Annotated in this window: 18 protein-coding genes; 8 read left to right on the top strand and 10 right to left on the bottom strand. The window is 69.6% G+C overall.

What is annotated here, in order from left to right:
• Window positions 1–224: 224 nt before the first annotated feature.
• On the bottom strand, window positions 225–713 hold the full coding sequence (locus JUB11_RS11705; RefSeq protein WP_207458711.1) for a single-stranded DNA-binding protein: 489 nt from the start codon (window positions 711–713) through the stop codon (window positions 225–227).
• A 432-nt stretch (window positions 714–1145) separates the two neighbouring features.
• Here JUB11_RS11705 and uvrA point away from each other — a divergent pair, with 432 nt between their 5' ends.
• The 4 genes from uvrA to JUB11_RS11685 all read left to right on the top strand — a co-directional run bounded on the left by uvrA (window position 1146) and on the right by JUB11_RS11685 (window position 8277).
• Window positions 1146–3995: an excinuclease ABC subunit UvrA gene (gene uvrA, locus JUB11_RS11700; protein ID WP_207458710.1), complete on the top strand. Its 2850-nt coding sequence runs from the start codon at window positions 1146–1148 to the stop codon at window positions 3993–3995.
• Between the two features lie 282 nt (window positions 3996–4277).
• Window positions 4278–4505, top strand: coding sequence for a hypothetical protein (locus JUB11_RS11695; protein WP_207458709.1), 228 nt, complete (start codon window positions 4278–4280; stop codon window positions 4503–4505).
• A 203-nt stretch (window positions 4506–4708) separates the two neighbouring features.
• Window positions 4709–6070 carry a methylenetetrahydrofolate--tRNA-(uracil(54)-C(5))-methyltransferase (FADH(2)-oxidizing) TrmFO gene (gene trmFO, locus JUB11_RS11690; RefSeq protein ID WP_207458708.1) on the top strand — a complete coding sequence of 454 codons (1362 nt, stop codon included), beginning with the start codon at window positions 4709–4711 and terminating at the stop codon, window positions 6068–6070.
• A 122-nt stretch (window positions 6071–6192) separates the two neighbouring features.
• Window positions 6193–8277: a methyl-accepting chemotaxis protein gene (locus tag JUB11_RS11685; RefSeq protein ID WP_207458707.1), complete on the top strand. Its 2085-nt coding sequence runs from the start codon at window positions 6193–6195 to the stop codon at window positions 8275–8277.
• A gap of 139 nt (window positions 8278–8416) precedes the next feature.
• Here JUB11_RS11685 and JUB11_RS11680 read toward each other — a convergent pair whose 3' ends face one another.
• Window positions 8417–9271: a phytoene/squalene synthase family protein gene (locus JUB11_RS11680; protein WP_207458706.1), complete on the bottom strand. Its 855-nt coding sequence runs from the start codon at window positions 9269–9271 to the stop codon at window positions 8417–8419.
• A gap of 122 nt (window positions 9272–9393) precedes the next feature.
• On the opposite strand from JUB11_RS11680, the gene hpnC reads away from it, so the two are divergent.
• The 3 genes from hpnC to hpnE are packed head-to-tail and all read left to right on the top strand — an operon-like array spanning window position 9394 to window position 12479.
• Window positions 9394–10266: a squalene synthase HpnC gene (hpnC, locus tag JUB11_RS11675; protein WP_207458705.1), complete on the top strand. Its 873-nt coding sequence runs from the start codon at window positions 9394–9396 to the stop codon at window positions 10264–10266.
• Window positions 10267–10279: 13 nt separating this feature from the next.
• Window positions 10280–11161: a presqualene diphosphate synthase HpnD gene (gene hpnD, locus JUB11_RS11670; RefSeq protein ID WP_207458704.1), complete on the top strand. Its 882-nt coding sequence runs from the start codon at window positions 10280–10282 to the stop codon at window positions 11159–11161.
• Window positions 11162–11183: 22 nt separating this feature from the next.
• The gene (gene hpnE, locus JUB11_RS11665; protein ID WP_207458703.1) at window positions 11184–12479 is read left to right on the top strand and encodes a hydroxysqualene dehydroxylase HpnE; all 1296 of its coding nucleotides are present in this window, start codon (window positions 11184–11186) and stop codon (window positions 12477–12479) included.
• Here hpnE and JUB11_RS11660 read toward each other — a convergent pair.
• From JUB11_RS11660 to yajC, 4 genes are all read right to left on the bottom strand, one after another.
• Window positions 12422–12796 carry an Mth938-like domain-containing protein gene (locus tag JUB11_RS11660; RefSeq protein WP_207458702.1) on the bottom strand — a complete coding sequence of 125 codons (375 nt, stop codon included), beginning with the start codon at window positions 12794–12796 and terminating at the stop codon, window positions 12422–12424. The two genes, hpnE and JUB11_RS11660, sit on opposite strands and share 58 nt — an antisense overlap.
• A gap of 69 nt (window positions 12797–12865) precedes the next feature.
• A complete protein-coding gene (gene secF, locus JUB11_RS11655) occupies window positions 12866–13822 on the bottom strand; it encodes a protein translocase subunit SecF (RefSeq protein ID WP_207458701.1) in 957 nt (318 codons plus the stop codon).
• A 25-nt stretch (window positions 13823–13847) separates the two neighbouring features.
• Complete coding sequence (gene secD, locus JUB11_RS11650; RefSeq protein WP_207458700.1) at window positions 13848–15443, bottom strand: protein translocase subunit SecD; 1596 nt, start codon at window positions 15441–15443, stop codon at window positions 13848–13850.
• Between the two features lie 47 nt (window positions 15444–15490).
• Window positions 15491–15901: a preprotein translocase subunit YajC gene (yajC, locus tag JUB11_RS11645; protein WP_207458699.1), complete on the bottom strand. Its 411-nt coding sequence runs from the start codon at window positions 15899–15901 to the stop codon at window positions 15491–15493.
• A gap of 274 nt (window positions 15902–16175) precedes the next feature.
• On the opposite strand from yajC, the gene JUB11_RS11640 reads away from it, so the two are divergent.
• Window positions 16176–17045: an ATP-binding protein gene (locus JUB11_RS11640; protein ID WP_207458698.1), complete on the top strand. Its 870-nt coding sequence runs from the start codon at window positions 16176–16178 to the stop codon at window positions 17043–17045.
• Here JUB11_RS11640 and JUB11_RS11635 read toward each other — a convergent pair.
• The 4 genes from JUB11_RS11635 to serS are packed head-to-tail and all read right to left on the bottom strand — an operon-like array spanning window position 17002 to window position 21086.
• Window positions 17002–18342, bottom strand: a complete 1341-nt coding sequence (locus JUB11_RS11635) for a peptidoglycan DD-metalloendopeptidase family protein (RefSeq protein WP_348771414.1) — start codon at window positions 18340–18342, stop codon at window positions 17002–17004. The two genes, JUB11_RS11640 and JUB11_RS11635, sit on opposite strands and share 44 nt — an antisense overlap.
• Entirely contained in the window at window positions 18339–19043 is a 705-nt protein-coding gene (locus JUB11_RS11630) for a protein-L-isoaspartate(D-aspartate) O-methyltransferase (RefSeq protein WP_207458697.1), read from the bottom strand. Before JUB11_RS11630 ends, JUB11_RS11635 begins: the two co-directional genes overlap by 4 nt.
• The gene (gene surE, locus JUB11_RS11625) at window positions 19040–19822 is read right to left on the bottom strand and encodes a 5'/3'-nucleotidase SurE (protein WP_207458696.1); all 783 of its coding nucleotides are present in this window, start codon (window positions 19820–19822) and stop codon (window positions 19040–19042) included. The genes JUB11_RS11630 and surE overlap by 4 nt, the downstream gene beginning before the upstream one ends.
• On the bottom strand, window positions 19815–21086 hold the full coding sequence (gene serS / locus JUB11_RS11620; RefSeq protein ID WP_207458695.1) for a serine--tRNA ligase: 1272 nt from the start codon (window positions 21084–21086) through the stop codon (window positions 19815–19817). Before serS ends, surE begins: the two co-directional genes overlap by 8 nt.
• Window positions 21087–21180: the final 94 nt, after the last annotated feature.

Genomic DNA, 21180 nt, shown 5'->3' with positions numbered 1-21180 from the left:
CTGGTCGGCAGCGCCTCATATCCGGTTCTTGTTCATCGGCCCGCGGCTTCGATCCACGCTTCCTCCCCACGGTCGGTCACCCTTCCGCAGTTGCGCTTCACTTCGCTCGCCGTGATCAGCTTACGATGGGACTTGCACCCACAAGAGAACGCCCATGCTGGGCGCACATCAAAAAGGCGCCGGACCCACTTGGGATCCGGCGCCCGGTCCTGGCTGACGCGAGGTCAGAACGGGATTTCGTCGTCGAGGTCGTCGTGCCGGGGCGGAGCGCCGCCGCCGCTGCGGCCACCGCCGCCACCGCCACCGCCGTAACCACCGCCGCCACCACCCCCGCCGTAGCCGCCGCCACCGCTGCCGCCGCCGCGCGACTCGTAGCCACCGCCACCGCCGCCGCCGCCGTCTTCACGGGCGCCGCCGGTGAAGTCGATTTCGGCGACGCGCACGGACAGGCCGGCGCCGCGGGTGCCGTCGCGCTTCTCGTATTCGCGGATCGTCACTTCGCCCGAGACCACGACGCTCTTGCCCTTGGTCAGGTGCGGCGACAGCGACTCGGCGCGGCGGCCCCAGATGGAGCAATCGACCCATTGGGTCGTCTTGCGCTCGCCGAAGCCGACGTCGTTCGCGACGCGGAAGCCCAGAACCTTTTCCCCGCTCTGGGTCGTGCGCAGCTCTCCGTCCGCACCCAGGCGCCCCGTAAACGTCCACACATTCATCGCACTGTCTCCTGATCGCCGCGTCCCGGTATCCTTGCCAGCCCGTTCGGGCGCCCGGCGGAGGGCGTCCGGATACCGAGGGGTCCTGTTCGCAGGGCCGGCCTCATGTTCGGCCCGCCTCACGGCCACGCTCAAGAAGCATGCGCCGGGATGCGGGTCAACCGCCACGGAACTTTCCCTGTTCCCGCCGGATACGCGGCCCGACCGGCGAGGAGAACATTCCGCGAACAAATATAGCAGAGCTTCGCCCCGCCGGAAACAGATTCCTTGGCCGCCGGTACACTCTTCCGCCGCAGGCCGGCGGCGACCCGAGCCAATGAGCGGCAGCCATGCGGACCCTGGCCGGAGGTGGCAATTCCCATGCGCCTTCCACATATCTGTGCGGGCCGCTGGCGGCTTCCCTTCCCCTTGGCTATCGGCTAAGAACACCTCATGAACAAATTCATCAGCGTCCGCGGCGCGCGGGAACACAACCTCAAGAACGTCGACGTCGATCTTCCGCGCGACGAGCTGATCGTCATCACCGGCCTGTCGGGATCGGGCAAATCCTCGCTCGCCTTCGACACGATCTACGCCGAGGGGCAGCGCCGCTACGTGGAGAGCCTGTCGGCCTACGCGCGCCAGTTCCTGGAGCTGATGCAGAAGCCGGACGTGGAATCGATCGAGGGGCTGTCGCCGGCCATCTCGATCGAGCAGAAGACCACCTCCAAGAATCCCCGGTCCACCGTCGGCACGGTGACGGAGATCTACGACTACATGCGCCTGCTCTGGGCGCGGGTCGGAATCCCCTATTCGCCGGCGACGGGCCTGCCCATCGAAAGCCAGACGGTCAGCCAGATGGTGGACCGCATCACCGCCATGCCCGAGGGCACGCGCCTCCTGCTGCTGGCCCCCTTCGTGCGCGGCCGCAAGGGCGAGTACAAGAAGGAGATCCAGGATCTGCGCAAGCGCGGCTTCCAGCGCGTGCGCGTGGACGGGACCATGTACGAGATCGACGAGGTCCCGGCGCTCAACAAGAAGCTGAAGCACGACATCGAGGTGGTCGTGGACCGCATCGTCGTGCGCGAGGGGCTGGGCAACCGGCTGGCCGATTCGCTGGAGACGGCGCTGGGGCTGGCCGACGGCATCGTCTTCGTCGAGAACGCCGAGACGCAGGAACAGACGGTCTTTTCGCAGAAATTCGCCTGCCCGACTTCCGGCTTCACGATCCCGGAGATCGAGCCGCGCCTCTTCTCCTTCAACAACCCGTTCGGCGCCTGCCCGGTCTGCGACGGGCTGGGCAGCAAGATCTATTTCGACCCGATGCTGGTCGTGCCGGACGAGCGGCTGTCGCTCGCCAAGGGGGCCGTGGCGCCCTGGGCCGGCTCGACGTCCCAATACTACGCGCAGACGCTGGAGAGCATCTGCAAGCATTTCGGCGTCTCCATGGACACCCATTGGGAGGAGCTGCCGGACGCGGTGCGCGACACCATCCTGTACGGGTCGGGCACGACGCCGATCACCATGACCTACGACGACGGGCTGCGCAGCTACCAGACGAACAAGGCCTTCGAGGGCATCATCGTCAACCTGGAGCGCCGCTATAAGGAAACCGACAGCGCCTGGATGCGGGAGGAGCTGTCCAAGTACCAGTCCTCCCAGCCCTGCGACGCCTGCAAGGGCGCCCGGCTGAAGCCGGAGGCCCTGGCCGTGAAGGTGAACGGCAAGCACATCTCCGACGCCTCGGCCATGTCCATCGCGGAGGCCGGCGCCTGGTTCAGCGCGCTGAACCAGCATCTGCGCGAGAAGGACAAGGAGATCGCCTACCGCATCCTGAAGGAGATCAACGAGCGGCTGGGCTTCCTGAACGCGGTCGGGCTGGAATACCTCACCCTCAGCCGCGGATCGGGCTCCCTGTCCGGCGGCGAGAGCCAGCGCATCCGGCTCGCCTCCCAGATCGGCTCGGGCCTGACCGGCGTGCTCTATGTGCTGGACGAGCCGAGCATCGGGCTGCACCAGCGCGACAACGACCGGCTTCTCGTGACGCTGAAGCGGCTGCGCGACCTCGGCAACACCGTGATCGTGGTGGAGCATGACGAGGACGCCATCCGCACCGCGGACTATCTGGTCGACATGGGGCCGGGTGCCGGCAAGCACGGCGGCACCGTCATCGCCCAGGGCACCCCGGCCGAGGTCGAGAAGAACCCCGACAGCGTCACCGCCGCCTTCCTGACCGGCAAGCGCGCCGTGCCCGTCCCGGACCGGCGCCGGCCCGGCCACAAGGGCCAGTTCCTGGAGGTGGTGGGTGCCCGCGCCAACAACCTCCGGAACGTCAGCGCCCGCATCCCGCTGGGCACCTTCACCTGCGTCACCGGCGTGTCGGGCGGCGGCAAGTCCACCCTGATCATCGAGACGCTCTACAAGGCGGCGGCCCGCCGGCTGATGGGAGCGCGCGAGCATCCGGCCGAGCATGACGCGATCAACGGGCTGGAGCATCTGGACAAGGTCATCGACATCGACCAGTCGCCCATCGGCCGCACGCCCCGCTCCAACCCGGCGACCTACACCGGCGCCTTCACGCCGATCCGCGACTGGTTCGCCGGCCTGCCGGAGGCGAAGGCGCGCGGCTACGGCCCGGGGCGCTTCTCCTTCAACGTGAAGGGCGGGCGCTGCGAGGCCTGCCAGGGCGACGGCGTCATCAAGATCGAGATGCACTTCCTGCCGGACGTCTACGTCACCTGCGACGTCTGCCACGGCAAGCGCTACAACCGCGAGACGCTGGAGATCCTGTACCGGGACAAGAGCATCGCCGACGTGCTCGACATGACGGTCGAGGAGGGCAAGGAGTTCTTCAAGGCCGTGCCGGGCATCCGCGACAAGATGGAAACCTTGGAACGGGTCGGGCTCGGATACGTCCACATCGGGCAGCAGGCCACCACCCTGTCGGGCGGCGAGGCGCAGCGGGTGAAGCTCGCAAAGGAGCTGAGCCGCCGCGCCACCGGCCGTACCCTCTACATCCTCGACGAGCCGACCACCGGCCTCCACTTCGCCGACGTGGAGAAGCTGATGGAGGTGCTCCACGCTCTGGTGGACCAGGGCAACACGGTGCTGGTGATCGAACACAATCTGGAGGTCATCAAGACGGCCGACTGGATCGTGGACATCGGCCCGGAGGGCGGCACCGGCGGCGGCGAGATCGTCGCCGAAGGCACGCCCGAGGACGTGGCCAAGGTCGCGCGCAGCCACACCGGCCACTACCTCGCGCCCTACCTGAAGCCCAAGAAGGTCCGCAAGCGGGCCTGACCGCTTCGCGTCCCTTCGCCCGTCATGCCGGCCCGGCCCCTTCCCGTCGAAGGCGCCGGGCCAGCTCTTCTTGTGCTGGAAAGATCGAGCGCCGGAAGGCGTAAGCACCCGAAGTGAGCGGGTTAAGCCGGACAGTCGAGACGCAGGCACCCCAAAGGGAAAGATCAAGACAATAGAATAGCCGGCGCCCTCCGGCCTGTTTTTGTCACAGGAGCGTGGAAACAATCCGAAATTCACCGCGTTTCTTCATCATGGTTCGATAAACAAAAGGAGAGAACCACCATGACGAAGAAGATCCTGCCGGGTATTGCCGCCGCCTTCGGCGCCGCTCTGCTTCTGGCGGCCTGCGGCACGGACGACGTCAGCACCACGACCACGACGACCACCACCGGCCCTGCCGTGTCGGGCACGACGATGGTGACCCCGGCGCCGAGCGCCACCGTGGTCACGCCGGCCCCGATGGCGTCGGGCACCTCGTCCAGCACCACCACGACGACCGTGGACGACTGACGGTCGCAAGCAGCTTTCATCCGGCGGCCGGCGCTCCCGAAGGGGAGGCCGGCCGCTTCGCTTTCCGGCTCCGCATCAAGGTTTCGGTTCAGGCGCGCCCGCCATCCGTGTTAGTTAAGTCCTTGCATTCCGTTGTTCAGTCACAGGGGACGGCGGCCCACCGGGCCGGCCGGCCTTTGCCGTTCCAGGAAAGTCGTTTCGCGATGACCGATACCCTTCGCCCCGTCCACATCGTCGGCGGCGGCCTCGCCGGTTCCGAGGCCGCCTGGCAGCTCGCCACCAGCGGCGTGCCCGTCGTGCTGCACGAGATGCGCCCCGTGCGCGCGACCGAGGCGCATTCCACCGACAAGCTGGCGGAGCTGGTCTGCTCCAACTCCTTCCGGTCGGACGATGCGGAATACAACGCGGTCGGGCTACTGCACGAGGAGATGCGGCGTTGCGGCTCGCTGATCCTGCGCGCGGCCGACGCGCACAAGGTCCCGGCGGGCGGCGCCCTGGCGGTGGACCGCGACCATTTCGCCGAAGCGGTGACGGAGGCGATCTCCACCCATCCGCTGATCACCATCGAGCGGGGCGAGGTCGCCGGCCTACCGCCGGAGGAGTGGGACAGCGTCATCGTCGCGACCGGTCCCCTCACCTCCCCGGCCCTGGCCGAGGCGGTGCGCGGCCTGACGGGCGAAGACTCGCTGGCCTTCTTCGACGCCATCGCGCCCATCGTCTATCTGGAGAGCGTGGACCTGTCCAAGGCCTGGTTCCAGTCCCGCTACGACAAGCCCGGCCCCGGAGGCACGGGAAAGGACTACATCAACTGCGCCTTCGAAAAGGACGAGTACCGCGCCTTCATCGAGGCGCTGCGCACCGGCGAGACGGTGGACTTCAAGGAGTGGGAGGCGAACACCCCCTATTTCGAGGGCTGCCTCCCGATCGAGGTGATGGCCGAGCGCGGGGTGGACACGCTGCGCTACGGGCCGATGAAGCCCGTCGGCCTCACCAACCCGCACCGGCCGGAACGCCGCCCCTACGCGGTCGTGCAGCTCCGCCAGGACAACGCGCTGGGCACGCTCTACAACCTCGTCGGCTTCCAGACCAAGCTGCGCCACGCCGAACAGGTGCGGGTCTTCCGCATGATCCCCGGCCTGGAGAACGCCGAGTTCGCGCGGCTGGGCGGGCTGCACCGCAACACCTTCCTGAACAGCCCGCGCCTGCTGGACGGCGCCCTGCGGCTGAAGGCGATGCCGCGCATCCGCTTCGCCGGCCAGGTCACGGGCTGCGAGGGCTATGTGGAGAGTGCCGCCGTGGGGCTGCTGGCCGGCCGCTTCGCCGCCGCCGAGCGGCTCGGCCGGGACATCGCCGTCCCGCCGGCCACCACCGCGCTCGGCGCCATCCTCGGCCACATCACCGGGGGCGCCAACGCCGAGACCTTCCAGCCGATGAACGTCAATTTCGGTCTCTTCCCCGAGGTGGAGACGCGCATCAAGGGCCGGGAGCGGAAGCTTGCCTACAGCCGCCGCGCGCTCGCCGACCTCGACGGCTGGCTCGGCCGCAGGGAAAGCGACGCCGCCTGACAGGGAAGGAAAAACAGTGCGGGCAACCTTCACTTCGCCCTTTGCGTAAACCTTTTGCACAATCTTTGGCGGTCAGAATGGGCCGCGCACGCTGTGCAGAGGTTGTTTTGCAGGGGATGGGAATGTTGAAGCGTATGTCCGTCGTGACGAAGCTGCTGCTCGTCATCGGTCTGGTGACCGTGGCCGGCCTGAGTGCCGGGATCCTTGCCGTCGTCGGCAAGAGCGGCGCCCAGGTCGAGACCCTGTCCTTCCGCGAGGGCGAGCAGATCGGGCACACCCACGCCGAGGTCGTGCGCGGTCAGCTCAACCACGCGATGGAGACCAGCCGCTTCCTCGCGGCCAGCGTCGCGGGGCTGAAATCCGCCGGTCCCGTGGACCGGGCTCAGCTGAACGCCTGGATGAAGGCCGTCACCGAGGCCAACCCGGAGTTTCTGGGCGTCTGGATCGGCATGGAGCCGAACGCGCTGGACGGGCGTGACGCGGATTTCACCGGCACGCCGGGCAGCGACGCCACGGGCCGTTTCCTCAGTTACTGGAACCGCGCCTCCGGCACGGTCGCGCTGGAGCCGCTCACCGGCTACGCCGACCAGGGGGCGGACGGCGCCTATTACCACCGGTCCCTGACCTCCAAACGGCCAGTCCTCATCGAACCGTACAATTATCAGATCGCCGGCAAGTCGATGCTGGTCGTGTCGCTGACCATGCCGATCATCGAGAACGGGCGCGCCATCGGCGTCGCGGGCGTGGACATGTCCACCGACGGGCTGTCGGCGGCACTGGCGACGGTGAAGCCCTTCGGGACCGGATCGATCTACCTGATCTCCAACGAGGGAAGCTGGGCCGCCTACTCCAAGCCGGACCATCTCGGCCAGCCCATCGAGAAGACCAACCCGCGTCTTGAAGCCGCCAAGCCGGCCATCCGCGAGGGGCGGTTCCACAGCCACATGTCCTTCTCGACCAGCCTCGGCACGGACGTGAAGCAGCTCTTCATTCCCGTCCCGGTCGAGGGCACGGGAACGCCCTGGTCGCTCCTGGTCAATCTTCCGCTCGACAAGATCGACGCTCCGGTGGTGGAACTGCGCAACGCCACGCTGGCCGGCGGCGCCCTGCTGGTCCTGGCACTGCTGGCCGCCGTCTGGCTCGCCGGCCGCTCGCTGCTGGGCCGTCCGCTCCGCCGCACCATCGCGACGCTGGAGGCCGTCACCGCCGGGCGGAGCGACGTCACCGTCACCGACCTGGACCGGGGCGACGAGATCGGCGCCGTGAACAAGGCGCTGAAGCTCTTCCAGGAAAACACCGGCCGCATCGCCGCGATGGAGGAGGAGCGCCGGCTGGAGGAGCAGCGCGCCGCCGAACGGCGCAAGCTGGAACTGGCCGCCATGGCCGAAAGCTTCGAGGCGAGTGTCGGCGGCGTCGTGCGCAGCGTCACCGTGCAGGCCACGCAGCTCCGCTCCAACGCCGAAGGCCTGTCCAGCATCGCCGAGGAAACCGACCGGCAGGCGGTCGCCGTGGCCGCGGCCAGCGACCAGGCGAGCGCCAATGTGCAGACGGTCGCCGCCGCCGCCGAGCAGCTGGCCCGCTCGATCACGGAGATCAACGAGCGGATCAGCCACTCCTCCCGCATGGCGGCGGGTGCTGTCGGCGATGTCGAGCGGACCAACGGCACGGTCGAGGGGCTGAGCACCGCCGCCCGCAGGATCGGCGACGTGGTCGGGCTGATCCAGCAGATCGCCAGCCAGACCAACCTGCTGGCGCTGAACGCCACGATCGAGGCGGCCCGCGCCGGCGAGGCGGGCAAGGGCTTCGCCGTGGTCGCCTCTGAGGTGAAGAACCTCGCCACCCAGACCGCCAAGGCCACCGAGGAGATCACCGCCCAGATCGCCGAGATGCAGGCGGCCAGCGGCGGCGTGGTGGAGGCGATCCAGGCCATCGGCCGGACCATCGTCGCCATCAACGAGACGATCACCGCCGTGGCCGCTGCCGCCGAGGAGCAGGGTGCGGCCACTCAGGAGATCAGCCGCAACGTCCAGCAGGCCGCCGTCGGCACCCAGGAGGTCTCCTCCAACATCGTCGGCGTCACCCGCGCGGCCGGCGAGACGGGCAACATGGCCGGCCAGGCCCTCGACGCCGCCGCCGAGCTGTCCCAGCAGGCCGACCAGCTCCACACTGAGGTCGAGCGCTTCGTCTCGACCGTCCGGGCGGCGTAAGGGGGCGGTCCGGAAAGGCGCGGCTCATACAGGGTCCGGAAAATTCCGACATCCGAACCCGGTATAGGGCCGCGACTGCGGCCCCGCGCCCCGTGGCGCGGAAGTCCTGACCACAGGTCAGGACTTCATGAACATCGTATCAGTACCGGCCGCGCACCGCCGCCCAGGCGAGCTTCGCCTGGCGAAAGGGGTTCGGCATCTGCACGCGCGGGGCGAAGGGGTCGTTGCCCTCCCTGGCGATGACGTCGAGATAGAGGTCCGACAGCACGGCCGGCAGCAGGGCCGGCACGGCCGCGCGCGGCAGTTCGCCGCGGAGCAAGCGGGCCTGGGCAAGATGGTCGCGCGCGGCTTCCGCCACCTCCGCGATCACCGCCCTCAGCTCCGGCTTGGAGCGCATCTCGAACAGGTCGCCGGCGCGGGCGCCGAGGGCCGCCATGCGGTCCGCCGGCAGCATGGTCCGGTGCCGGGCGGCCAGGAAGGGCACCGCGCGCAGGATGCCGGTCAGGGCGTAGGCGATGCCGACATGGCGCGCGGCCCGGCTGGCCGCCTCGCCGCGCACGTCCAGCGCCTCCAGCGCGAGCTGCACCAGCGGCGCGCTGGTGACCTCCGCGTAGTTCACCAGGCAGGGCAGCGTGTCCGGCGGCTCGTCCGTCAGGTCGGCCTCGCGGGCGTCGATCAGACGGTCGAACAGCGCCCGGGAGAGGCCACGGCCGCGCGCCGACTCGGCCAGCGGCTCCATGACCGCGTGCTTGGGCACCGGCCGTCCCTCGTAGAGCGCCTCGATCCCGTCGCGCCAGAATTGCAGGCGCATCTGGCCCAGGACGGGCTCGGTCACGACCTCGCGGGTCTTGGCGATCTCAAGATTGAAGGCATAGAGGGCGAACAGGGATTCTCGCCTGTCCGAAGGTGCAAAGAGAGCACTGACGAAACGGTCATTGTCATACTTCCGCACCTCCTGTCCGCAATATGACAGGTCGGCCGTCACCTTCGCCATGTGTGTCTTACCGGAAAAAATGGTGGTGGAACCGTTATGGGACCGGGGCAAAGCCGGACCGGGCCTTATATTAGACAGGTAAAGGCTCCACGCCAGCCCCGACGCGCACAGGCATTGATCCCATGGCTGATTTCAATCTCGCCCCGACCAAGCCCCGCAAGCCGAGCCCGGTCGCCCGCAAGGACCCGGGTTCGGAGAATTTCCCCGTCGCGTCGCGGCTTCTTCCGAAGCATCTGCGCCCGCATGTCATGGCCTTCTACAAGTTCGTCCGCTTGGCCGACGACATCGCGGACGACCCGGATCTCGAGCCCGAGACCAAGCTCGCCTATCTGGAGGCGCTGGAACGGGCTCTGACCACGGGGCAGGCGAAGCACGCCTACCTGAAGCCGGCGCTCGACCTGCGCGCCAGCCTCCAGAGCACCGGCGTCAGCGACCGCCACGCGCGGCAGGTGCTGCGCGCCTTCCGCCGCGACGCGGTTGGTGCCCGCTGCCACAGCTGGAGCGATCTGCTGCTCTACTGCCGCTTCTCGGCGAATCCGGTCGGGCGCTACCTGCTCGACCTGCATGGCGAGGGGGTGGCCCCCGGCCCGGCGGCGGACGCGCTCTGCTCCGCCCTCCAGATCCTCAACCACCTCCAGGACTGCCGCGAGGACTGGACCCAGCTTGGCCGCTGCTACATCCCGCTGGCCTGGTTCGAGGAAGCCGGCCTCAGCGTCGAGCGGCTGGTGGAGCAGGAATGCGACGCCAAGCTGCGCCTCGTGATCGACCGGGTGCTGGAACACACCGACCGGCTGCTGGAGCGCGCCGCCCCCCTGCCCGGCCTGATCCAGCACCGCGGCCTGCGCATGGAAGCGGCGGTGATCCTCAGCCTCGCCGAATCGCTGGCCCAGCGGCTGCGGACGCGCGACCCGATGAAGACTCGCGTCGCCCTCGGGCCGCATCATAAGATGTTCGCGATGGCCCGCGGCATCGCGCGTGGCCTGGGAGCGAAATAACCCGGGACGCATCATGACGCCTCCGCTGATCGACTCCTCGGCCGAAGGGCCGGAGGCGGTCGTGGGACGATCCAGCAGCACTTTCTACTGGCCCATGCTTCTCCTGCCCCGGTCGAAGCGTGCGGCCATGTTCGCGATCTATGCCTTCTGCCGGCGGATCGACGACATCGCGGATGAGCCGGGCGAATTGGAAGCCAAGCGCGCGGGGCTGGACGCATGGCGCCGGGAGATCCGGTCCCTCTACGCCGGCGGCACGCCCGGCGGTCCGCTCGCCACCGCGCTGAAGGGCGCCATCGAACGCTACGGCCTGCCGCGCGGCGAGCTGGAAGCGCTGATCGACGGCATGGCGATGGACCTGCCGGACGAGTCCGGGCATGGCATTCGCGCACCGTCGCTGGACGAGCTGACGCTCTATTGCCGCAGGGTCGCCGGGGCGGTGGGGATGCTCGCCATCCGGGTCTTCGACCGGGCGGATCCGGCGACGGAAGCCTTCGCGCTCGCGCTCGGCGAGGCCTTGCAGCTCACCAACATCCTGCGCGACCTGTCCGAGGATGCCGGGCTGGGCCGTCTCTACCTGCCGCGCGAGCTGCTGGAGGAGGCGGGGATCGCCGGCACCGAGCCCGCGGCGGTGCTCGCCCACCCGAACCTTCCCCAGGCCTGCGAGGCCTTGGCCGACCGGGCGGAGGCGCGCTTCAGGGAGGCCCGGACGCTGCTGGCGAACTGCCGGCGTGGTCCGCTCTGGGCCGCGGTCGCGATGATGGTGCTCTACCACCGGCTGCTCGTCCGCCTGCGCGTGCGCGGCTGGGCGCGGCCGGACGAGCGGGTGCGCGTCGGCAAGCGCGAATGCGCCTGGGTCACGATGCGATGCGCCCTCGGCACGCCGCCCGCCCGATAACCCATTCCTTGAGCGGCCATCCTTGACCACCATCCACATCGTCGGCGCCGGGCTCGCCGGCCTCGCCGCCGCCGTGCGCCTGCAAGCCGGGGGACGGGCCGTCGCGCTGTACGAATCGGCCCTACAGGCCGGCGGGCGCTGCCGCTCCTTTCACGACTCCACGCTCGGCCGCACGCTGGACAACGGCAGCCACCTCGTCCTCAGCGGGAACCGCGCTCTGCTCGGTTACGCCGACCGGATCGGCGGGCTTGGCCGGCTGGAGGAGATCCGCCCGGCGGCCTTCCCCTTCCTGGACCTGCGCGACGGCAGGGAATGGTGCCTGCGGCCCGGCGGGCTGTGGCTGGTCGATCCGGCCCGGCGCGTGCCGGGAAGCCGGCCCGCCGACTATCTCCGGGCGCTGAAGGCCGTCTTCGCCCGGCCGAACGCCACCGTCGCCGAGGTCCTGTCCCGCGACGGCGCGCTGTATGAACGGCTGTGGAAGCCGCTGGTCGTCTCCGCCCTGAACGGCGACCCGTCGCGCGTGTCGGCCCGGCTGTTCGGGGCCGTGCTCCGGGAAACGCTTCTGCGCGGGGAATCCTCCTGCCGCCCGGTGATCGCCAGGGACGGGCTGTCCGCCGCCTTCGTCGAACCGGCCCTGCGCCGGCTGGAGGAAAGCGGCGCGCCGATTCGCCTCGGCACGCGCGTGGATGGGCTGACGGTGGAGGGCGGGCGCGTCAGGTCCCTGTCGGCGGGCGGCTCCCCGGTCCCGGTCACAGACGGCGACACGGTCCTGCTCGCCCTGCCCCCCTGGGCAGCGGAACGGCTGCTGCCCGGCCTGACGGTGCCCAACGCCGGTGAAGCCATCGTCAACGCCCATTTCCGGCTGGACCGGCCGGCGGCGCTCAAGGGAGGCCTGCCCTTCCTGGGGCTGATCGGCGGGACGGCGGAGTGGCTGTTCGCCCGCGGCGACATGGTGTCGGTCACGGTCAGCGCCGCCGACGCTCTGGCGGACCGGCCGGCGGAGGAGGTCGCGGGGATCCTGTGGCGCGACGTGGCGCGCGCGCTGGGAACGGCGGACGCCATTCCGTCTTACAGGATCATCAAGGAAAAACGCGCCACCTTCGACCAGAGCCCGGCGGAGGCGGCACGGCGGCCGGGACCCGTCACAGCGCTTCCCAACCTGTTCCTGGCCGGGGACTGGACGGACACGGGGCTACCCGCCACGCTGGAAGGGGCGGTGCGCTCGGGCGAGCGGGCCGCTGCGGCGATTCTCGCCGGTAATCAGGCCGGGAGGAGGGCCGCACCGACCCGGCGCGCTTCGGACAGCAGGACGTTGTAGGTGCGGCAGGCCGCACCCGTGTCCATCAGTTCGGTCACCACGCCAGCCTCGCGCAGCGCCACGCGCAACGCCTTGGGAAGAAGCTGCATCTTCGGCCCGCAGCCGAGCAGCAGGATCTCCACCTTCGGTTCCGCCGCCATCACAGGCGCGAAGCTGTCGAGGCTCAGGCTCTCGAACCCCTCCACATCCCAGTCGAGCGTGCGGTCCGGCAGGACGATGCAGGGGCCGGGCCGCCAGACGCCGGAAATGCAGAACTGGCCATCGCCGTAGCCGTCGATGACCTGACGGTCCGACGGGATGAACGGGGTGATGTCCATGAGGCTTCCTTTCTTCCCATTGCGCGGGAGGGGACGCGCGGCACGCCGGGCGCGCCGCGCTCCCGCCGCTTACGGAGACGACGAGGCCGGTGCCGTGCCGCCGGTCTCCTCGGTCGTTCCCCGGCGCAGACGGTTCTCGCCGAGGAACAGCAGGATGGGGGCGGCGATGAAGATCGAGGAGGTGGTCGCGATGATCACGCCGAAGATCAGGACGATGCCGAACTCCTGCAGGGCCTCGCCGCCGAAAAGCGCGAGCGGCACGACCGACAGGAAGGTGCAGACGGAGGTGCCGAGGGTGCGGTTCAGCGTTTCGTTGATCGACAGGTCGATGAGGTCGCGCAGCGGCATCTTCCTGTAAAGGCGCAGGTTCTCGCGCACCCGGTCGTAGACCACGACCTTGTCGTTCACCGAATAGCCCATGATGGTCAGGATCGCCGCGATCGCCGTCAGGTTGAACTGAAGGCCGGTGATCGAATAGAAGCCGATGATCTTGGTGACGTCGAGCAGCAGCGTCGCCACCGCCCCCACACCGAACTGCCATTCGAAGCGGAACCAGATGTAGACCAGCATCGCCACCACGGCGAGCCCCATGGCGAGCATGCCGTTGGTGAACAGCTCGCCGCTGACCGAGGCGCCGACCGCCTCGACGCGGCGGACCTGGGTGCCGGGCAGGATCTCCGCCAGGCGGGCGCGCACCCGGTCGGCGGCCACCTGCTGGGCGGCGTCGTCGCCCGGCTGGCGCTCCAGGCGGATCAGCACGTCCTGCGGCGACCCGAACTCCTGAAGCGCGACCTGTCCCAGGCCGAGTTCGCCGAGCTGCTGGCGGAGCTGGGCGAAGTCGGCCGGGGCTTCCGTGCGCGCCTCGATGGCGATGCCGCCGCGGAAGTCGATGCCGTAGTTCAGGCCGGGATAGAAGAACAGCACCATCGACGCGATCGACAGGAACGCCGACACGAACAGGCCGGCGAAGCGGCCGTTCATGAAGGGGATGGTGGTCTTGTCGGGGACCAGGCGAAGCCGGAACATGAATGAACCCTTTCAGACCGGCCCGTCAGACCGGCAGTGCGGCCGGCCGCGTCTGACGCAGCCAGGTCACCATCATCAGGCGCACGAGCACCGTGGCGGTGAACATGGAAATCAGGATGCCGAAGGTGATCGTGACGGCGAAGCCCTTGATCGCGCCGGTGCCCAGCGCGAACAGGATGATCATCTTGATGACCGTCGTCAGGTTGGAGTCGACGATCGTGCTGTAGGCGCGGCTGAAGCCGGCCTCCATCGCGCCGAACACGCCGCGGCCCTTCTTCGTCTCGTCGCGGATGCGCTCGTTGATCAGGATGTTCGCGTCGACGGCGAGGCCGAGCGACAGCAGCACGCCGGCGATGCCCGGCAGCGTCAGCGTCGCCTGGAGCATGGACAGGGCCGCCAGCGTCAGCACGATGTTCACGAACAGCGCGATGCAGGCGAAGGTGCCGAACAGCCCGTAGGCCGCGACCATGTAGACGCAGACCAGCACGAAGCCGACGATGACGGAGGTCAGGCCGGCGCGGATCGAATCGGCGCCGAGGTCGGGGCCGACCGTGCGCTCCTCGATCACCTTCAGCGGCGCCGGCAGGGCGCCGGCGCGCAGGAGCACGGCGAGGTCGCTGGCGGTCTGGGCGTTGTAGTTGCCGCTGATCTGGCCGCGTCCGCCGGTGATCGGCTCGCGGATGACCGGGGCGCTGATCACCTTGTTGTCGAGCACGATGGCGAAGGGACGGCCGACGTTGGCCTGGGTCACCTCCGAGAAGCGCCGGGCGCCCGTGCTGTCGAACTCGAAATTGACCACCCATTCGCCGGTCTGCGGGTTGGTGCCCGCCGAGGCGTTCTGGAGGTTGGCGCCGTCCACCTCGACCCGCTTGCGGATGACGTAGCTCTGCGGGCCGGTCGGGTCGGCCGAAGGCAGGATCTCCGAGCCGGGAGGGGCGCGGGTCGCCGTCGGGTCGGCGTTCATGTCCACCAGCCGGAAGGTCATCTTCGCGGTGGTGCCGAGCAGCCGCTTCACGCGGTCCGGATCCTCGACGCCGGGAAGCTGGACCAGGATGCGGTCGGCGCCCTGGCGGGCGATGGTCGGCTCGTTGACGCCGGTCTCGTCGATGCGGCGGCGCACGATCTCGATCGACTGCTCGACCGCCTGGTTGGCGCGCTCGCGCAGGGCGGGCTCGCTGAGGGTGGCGGTCACGGCGCCGTTGGCCGCCGCGACGTCGAGGTCGGGCTGGCCGCCGCCGAAGGCACCGCCTCCCACCGTGTTGGCGAGTTCACGCAGGGCCTGCGTCGCGGCCTGGGCCTGCGCCGGATCGCGGAGTTGCACCGTGATGCCGCGCGCCGACGGGGTGATCGTGGTGTAGCCGACGTTGGCGGTGCGCAGCTGCGTGCGGGCGCCGTCCACCAGCCCTTCCACCCGGTCGCGGATGACCGCGTCCATGTCCACCTCGAGCAGCAGGTGCGAACCGCCCCGCAGGTCGAGGCCGAGCGAGATGCGGCTGTTGGCGTACCAGCCCGGCAGATTCGCCAGCGATTCGCGGCTGAAGAGGTTCGGCAGGGCGAAGAGCGTCCCGATCACGCAGATCGCGATGATCAGGATGGTCTTCCAGCGCGGAAAATAGAGCATTCAGAGAGGCGTCCCGTTCGCCGGCGTTGGCGCGTGTTAGGTGCGGCTTACTTGCGGCCGAACATCTTGGCGAGGCCGCCGGCCGCGCCTTCGGCGGGCTTCGTCTCGCCCTCGGCCGGGGTGCCGCCCTTGCCGGCCGGCTCGGTCTTTGCGAGCACGGCGCTGATCGTGGAGCGCAGGCAGCGGACCTTCACGTTGTCGGCGATCTCGACGGTCAGCTCGTCGCCGGTGCCGACGTTCGTGACGGTGCCGATGATGCCGCCGCCGGTGACCACGCGGTCGCCGCGCCGGACCGCCTCGAGCATTGCCCGGTGCTCCTTCATCTTCTTCTGCTGCGGACGGATCAGCAGGAAGTAGAAGACGATGAAGATGAGGATCAGCGGCATGAACTGCACGATCATGTCGGTCCCGCCGGCGGCGGGGGCGGCGGTCTGTGCGTAGGCCGTCGAAACGAACATCGGTAGCTCCATATGGTTTGGTCCCGGCCGCGGCAGGGCTGGACGCGGGGACTATAGCCGCCCCGGCCCGTGATGCAACGGATTACGGGGCGGATTACGGGGGTTTCACGAAGCGGCGGCGTGCCCCTCCGGCGGGCCGGGGAGCGCGTCTTGTGCCGCCGGGCGGGTATGGTAGGTTGCGCTTGCGTCCAAAAGATGGCTGGGCCACCAATCGGTCGCCCGCCCCCTGTCCCGCGCCAATCTCGTTCCCGCCGAATATCCAGGGCCACATCCCATGTCCGACCTCGCCTCCGTCCCGCAGATCCTCCCGCTCCTGACCCGCATCGCGGAGGCGCTGGAGCGCCTCGCCCCGCCGCCCGACGGGCCGCTGCCGTTGGGAAGCGCCGACGCCTTCGTCTGGCACGCCGACCCCGACCGGCTGGATCCGGTGGCGTCCGTCAACCGCGTGGAGATCGGGCTGCTCCAGGGCGTGGAGCACCAGCGCGAGCAGCTTCTGGAGAACACCCGCCGCTTCGCGGCCGGCCTGCCGGCGAACAACGCCCTGCTCTGGGGCTCGCGCGGCATGGGCAAAAGCTCGCTCGTCAAGTCGGTGCATGCGGCGGTATCCGAGGCGATGCCCGGCACGCTGGCGCTGGTGGAGATCCACCGCGAGGACATCCCGACCCTGCCCCGCCTGCTCGCCCGGCTGAAGGGGGAGCCGCGCCGCTTCATCCTGTTCTGCGACGACCTGTCCTTCGACCATGACGACGCCCATTACAAGTCGCTGAAGGCGGTGCTGGAAGGCGGCGTCGAGGGCCGGCCGGAGAACGTCGTCTTCTACGCGACCTCGAACCGCCGCCACCTGATGCCGCGCGACATGATCGAGAACGAGCGCTCCACCGCCATCAACCCGGCGGAAGCGGTCGAGGAGAAGGTCTCCCTCTCCGACCGGTTCGGGCTGTGGCTGGGCTTCCACAACTGCGACCAGCCCACCTACTTTGCGATGGTGGAAGGCTATGCCCGGCGCTTCGGGCTGGACGTCCCGGTCGAGGAGCTGCACGCCGGGGCGGTGGAATGGCAGATGACGCGCGGCAGCCGGTCGGGCCGCGTCGCCTGGCAGTTCATCCAGGACCTTGCCGGCCGTCTGGGGAAACCGCTTCGCTGAGGCGGGCGGGCGCCATCTGGTCGCGCGGGTCCACCGCCTGCGTGCCCTTGCGCAGCTCGAAGTGAAGCTGCGGGCTGGTCACCGAGCCGGTCTGCCCGACCGTCGCGATGGCCTGCCCGCGCTTCACCGTGGCGCCGCGCTCCACGTCGATGCGGTCGAGGTGGGCGTAGGCGGTGATCCAGCCGTCGGCGTGGCGGATCAGCAGCAGGTTGCCGAAGCCGCGCAGCTCGTTCCCGGCATAGGCGACCACGCCGTTGTCGGCGGCCACCACCGTGGTCCCCTTGGGCGCCACGATGTTCAGCCCGTCATTGTGCATGCCGTCCGGCTTCGGGCCGTAGCCGGAGACGAGCTTGCCCTTCACCGGCCACAGGAAGCGCCCGGAGGAGCGGGGCGGCGGCTCCTCGACGGCCTTGGGCGGCGGGGCAACGACGACCTCCCGCACCGGCGGCGCGGCCTCGGCGGGCGCCGGCCGCGCCACCGGTGCCGGAACTGGCGCCGGAGTTGGTGCTGGTATCGGGGCCGGTTCCGGCTTCGCCGAGGGCGGACGGAGGACCGTCGGGGCCTGTCCCTGTTCGTAAACCGACGCGCCGCCGGAGTCGGCGCCCGCCGGAGGCCTGGCGCCGGGAACCGGTGCCGGCAGGGGCGTCACCGCGATGCCCGCGGGAGCGGCGGCTCCGGTGCCGGTGGACGGAGCGGAGGGGGTGGAGGGGGCGGACGCGCCGGGCGGCGGCAGCTCCGCCGTCTCGATCGCGCCCGGCCGCCCGGACGGCGTGGAGGAGGCAGGAACGCCGGACGGGGCCGGGGCGACGGGCACCGCGGCGACCGGGGCCGGCGGGCGGCCCGCCGTCTCCATGGCCCCGGATTCCCCCGGAAGGCGGAGCGGCTGGCCCGCCTGGACGCCGTAGGGCGGGGTCAGGTTGTTGAGCCGGGTCAGCTCGCTGGTGTCCACGCTGAACATGCGGGAGATGCCGTAGAGCGTGTCGCCCTTCTGCACGATGTACTGGCGCGAGACCGGCAGGGTCAGGCGCTGCCCGATCGCCAGCATGTAGGGCGCCTGAAGCCCGTTCACCTCGATCAGGTCGCGGAGCGGCACGCTGTAGCGCCGCGACAGCGAATAGGCCGTGTCGCCGGGCTGGACGGTGACCGTCCCGCCGGCGGACGGGCTCGCCTGCTGGCCCATGGTCAGGGGCGCCAGCCCACCGGCGCGTTCGCAGGCGGCGGCCAGGGGAAGCAGCGCCAGCAGCGCGAGGAGCGAGCGGAAGGTCCGGGAGGATGCGGTCACGGGAGCGGCGGTCACGAAGCTGCGGTCCCGCCATCCGGACGGGCCGGATCCGGGCTGCCGGGTTGGTTTGCCGAGCCATCGGACGATGTGCCCGGCAGCAGCGGAACGAAACGGACGGGCCACAACTCCTCCCGATCGAAACCGGACGCGGTGCGCCGGATGCGGACAACCCGCTGGTTGCGGTAGTCGCCCCCCAGCGGGATCACCATGAGACCACCAACGCGGAGCTGTTCCGTCAAGTCCTTTGGCGGCTCATCCCCGCCCGCGGCCGTGACCAGTATGCGCTCGAAGGGGGCCTGCTCGGGCCAGCCGCGCATTCCGTCGCCATGGCGGGCGGTGATGTTGTGCAGACGGAGGGCCTGAAACCGGCGCTCCGCCTCGGCCAGGAGCGGCTTCAGGCGTTCGACCGTGTAGAGCCGCCGGCACAGCCGCGACAGCACCGCCGCCTGGTAGCCGGAGCCGGTGCCGACCTCCAGCACCGCCATGCGCTCGTCCAGTTCCAGCGCCTGGGTCATCAGCGCCACGATCACCGGCTGGCTGATGGTCTGGCCCAGGTCGATGGGCAGGGCGGTGTCCTCCCAGGCCTGGTCCTGGAAGGCGTCGGGGACGAACAGCTCGCGCGGGATCCGCTCGATGGCGCCGAGAACCCTCGCGTCGGTCACGCCGGCCCGGCGCAACGTCATCAGCAAGCGGATCTTGCGCGCTTCCAGCGTCACGCGAAGGCCTGTTCCAGCGTCTTCAGGGTGGCGGTGTGGGTGAGGTCGAGGTAGAGCGGCGTCACCGAGATGCCGCCGTTGAACACGGCATGTATGTCCGTGTCCGGGGCGACGTCGGCCTCCCCACGCAGGGTGCCGATCCAGAAATAGGGCCGGCCGCGCGGATCGACCCGCTCGGTCAGCTCGTCGCCGATCTTGCGCTTGCCGTGGCGCACCACCCGCATCCCGGTCACCTCCTCCGCCTTGCAAGAGGGGAAGTTCACGTTCAGCAGCACGTTCTTCGGCCAGGCGACCGTCACCGCCTTGCGCACCACGTCAGCGCCGAAGGCGCGGGCCGACGACCACTCGATGGGCATGCCCGTCTCGTAGTGCTGGCTCAGCGCGATGGCGGGAACGCCCAGAAGCGTCGCCTCCATGGCCGCGGCGATGGTGCCCGAATAGGTCACGTCCTCGCCGATGTTGGAGCCCTGGTTGACACCGGACAGCACCAGCGTCGGCCGCGCGTCCTTCATCACGTGGTTGATGGCCAGCAGCACGCAGTCGGTGGGCGTTCCGTCCACCGTGAAGCGCTTCTCCTCGTGCTGGCGCAGCCGCAAGGGACGGTGGATCGTCAGCGAATGGCTCGCCGCCGACTGTTCGGTGTCCGGGGCGACCACCCAAACGTCGTCGCTCAGCGTCCGGGCGATCTCCTCCAGCACCTTCAGCCCCTGGGCATGGATGCCGTCGTCGTTGGTGATGAGGATCCGCGCCTTGGACAGATCGACCGGAAGATCAAACATTGCCGCCGATCCTTTCGATGCCGCGCATGTAGGGGCGCAGCGCCTCGGGCACGGTGATCGAGCCGTCGGGCTGCTGGTAGTTCTCCATCACCGCGATCAGGCAGCGGCCGACCGCCACGCCGGAGCCGTTGAGTGTGTGGACGAACTGCGTCGCCTTCTCCCCCTTCGGCCGGCAGCGCGCCTTCATGCGGCGGGCCTGGAAGTCGCCGCAGTTGGACACGCTGGAGATCTCGCGGTAGGCGTTCTGGCCCGGCAGCCAGACCTCGATGTCGTGGGTCTTGCGCGCGGAGAAGCCCATGTCGCCCGTGCAGAGCGTGACCGTCCGGTAGGGAAGGTCCAGCCGCTGGAGGATGGTTTCGGCGCAGCGGGTCATGCGCTCCTGCTCCTCCTCCGACTGCTCCGGCGTCGTGACGGCGACCATCTCGACCTTCCAGAACTGGTGCTGGCGGATCAGCCCGCGCGTGTCGCGCCCGGCCGAGCCCGCCTCGGCGCGGAAGCAGGGGGTCAGCGCGGCATAGCGGTAGGGCAGTTCCTCCGCCGCGACGATCTGGTCGGCCACGAGGTTGGTGAGCGGCACCTCCGAGGTCGGGATCAGGAAGTGATCGCCGGTGCGGAACAGGTCCTCCTCGAACTTCGGCAGCTGGCCGGTGCCGAACAGCGCGTTGTCGCGCACCAGCAGCGGCGGGGCGATCTCGGTGAAGCCGTGCTCGCCCGTGTGGATGTCCAGCATGAAGTCGGCGATGGCCCGCTCCAGCCGGGCCAGCGGCCCCTTCAGCACGGCGAACCGCGCGCCGGACATGCGTGCCGCCGCCTCGAAGTCCATGAGGCCGAGCGCCTCGCCCAGTTCGAAATGCTGCTTGGCGCCGGGGATGGCGCGCGCCTCGCCCCAGCGGCGGATCTCCATGTTGGCGGTTTCGTCCGGCCCGTCGGGAACGTCGTCCGCCGGCAGGTTCGGGATGGAGGCGAGCATCTCGTCCAGCTCGGCCCCGAGCGCCTTTTCCTGCTCCTCGGTCTGCGGAAGCTGCTCCTTCAGCCGCGTCATCTCGTCCATCAGCGGCTGGGCGTCGCGCCCTTCCTTCTTGGCCGCGCCGATCTCCTTGGCCGCCTCGTTCCGGCGGGCCTGCATCTCCTGCAGCTGGGTTTGCAGGGAGCGGCGCCGGGAATCGAGATCCAGCAGAGCGGGCGACATCGGCTCCAGGCCACGGCGGGCGAGGCCACGGTCGAAGGCTTCGGGATTCTCACGGATGGCGCGGATGTCGTGCATGGCTCACGAAAACCTGTATGGTGGGACGCTGGTTATAGTGCGCCACCCCCGTAAGGTCCAGATTGAAGGTCCGGGCCGCCCCGGCACAGCACCG

It is taken from the genome of Azospirillum sp. SYSU D00513 (assembly GCF_017356015.1).
In the GTDB taxonomy this organism is placed as follows: domain Bacteria; phylum Pseudomonadota; class Alphaproteobacteria; order Azospirillales; family Azospirillaceae; genus Azospirillum.
This window is presented reverse-complemented; position numbering and strand designations above follow the sequence as displayed.

What these genes read in the sequence shown, in the direction of transcription:
- JUB11_RS11705 (WP_207458711.1), bottom strand. Translation starts at nt 713, where the DNA reads ATGAATGTGTGGACGTTTACGGGGCGCCTGGGTGCGGACGGAGAGCTG.
- uvrA (WP_207458710.1), top strand. Translation starts at nt 1,146, where the DNA reads ATGAACAAATTCATCAGCGTCCGCGGCGCGCGGGAACACAACCTCAAG.
- JUB11_RS11695 (WP_207458709.1), top strand. Translation starts at nt 4,278, where the DNA reads ATGACGAAGAAGATCCTGCCGGGTATTGCCGCCGCCTTCGGCGCCGCT.
- trmFO (WP_207458708.1), top strand. Translation starts at nt 4,709, where the DNA reads ATGACCGATACCCTTCGCCCCGTCCACATCGTCGGCGGCGGCCTCGCC.
- JUB11_RS11685 (WP_207458707.1), top strand. Translation starts at nt 6,193, where the DNA reads ATGTTGAAGCGTATGTCCGTCGTGACGAAGCTGCTGCTCGTCATCGGT.
- JUB11_RS11680 (WP_207458706.1), bottom strand. Translation starts at nt 9,271, where the DNA reads ATGGCGAAGGTGACGGCCGACCTGTCATATTGCGGACAGGAGGTGCGG.
- hpnC (WP_207458705.1), top strand. Translation starts at nt 9,394, where the DNA reads ATGGCTGATTTCAATCTCGCCCCGACCAAGCCCCGCAAGCCGAGCCCG.
- hpnD (WP_207458704.1), top strand. Translation starts at nt 10,280, where the DNA reads ATGACGCCTCCGCTGATCGACTCCTCGGCCGAAGGGCCGGAGGCGGTC.
- JUB11_RS11660 (WP_207458702.1), bottom strand. Translation starts at nt 12,796, where the DNA reads ATGGACATCACCCCGTTCATCCCGTCGGACCGTCAGGTCATCGACGGC.
- secF (WP_207458701.1), bottom strand. Translation starts at nt 13,822, where the DNA reads ATGTTCCGGCTTCGCCTGGTCCCCGACAAGACCACCATCCCCTTCATG.
- secD (WP_207458700.1), bottom strand. Translation starts at nt 15,443, where the DNA reads ATGCTCTATTTTCCGCGCTGGAAGACCATCCTGATCATCGCGATCTGC.
- yajC (WP_207458699.1), bottom strand. Translation starts at nt 15,901, where the DNA reads ATGTTCGTTTCGACGGCCTACGCACAGACCGCCGCCCCCGCCGCCGGC.
- JUB11_RS11640 (WP_207458698.1), top strand. Translation starts at nt 16,176, where the DNA reads ATGTCCGACCTCGCCTCCGTCCCGCAGATCCTCCCGCTCCTGACCCGC.
- surE (WP_207458696.1), bottom strand. Translation starts at nt 19,822, where the DNA reads ATGTTTGATCTTCCGGTCGATCTGTCCAAGGCGCGGATCCTCATCACC.
- serS (WP_207458695.1), bottom strand. Translation starts at nt 21,086, where the DNA reads ATGCACGACATCCGCGCCATCCGTGAGAATCCCGAAGCCTTCGACCGT.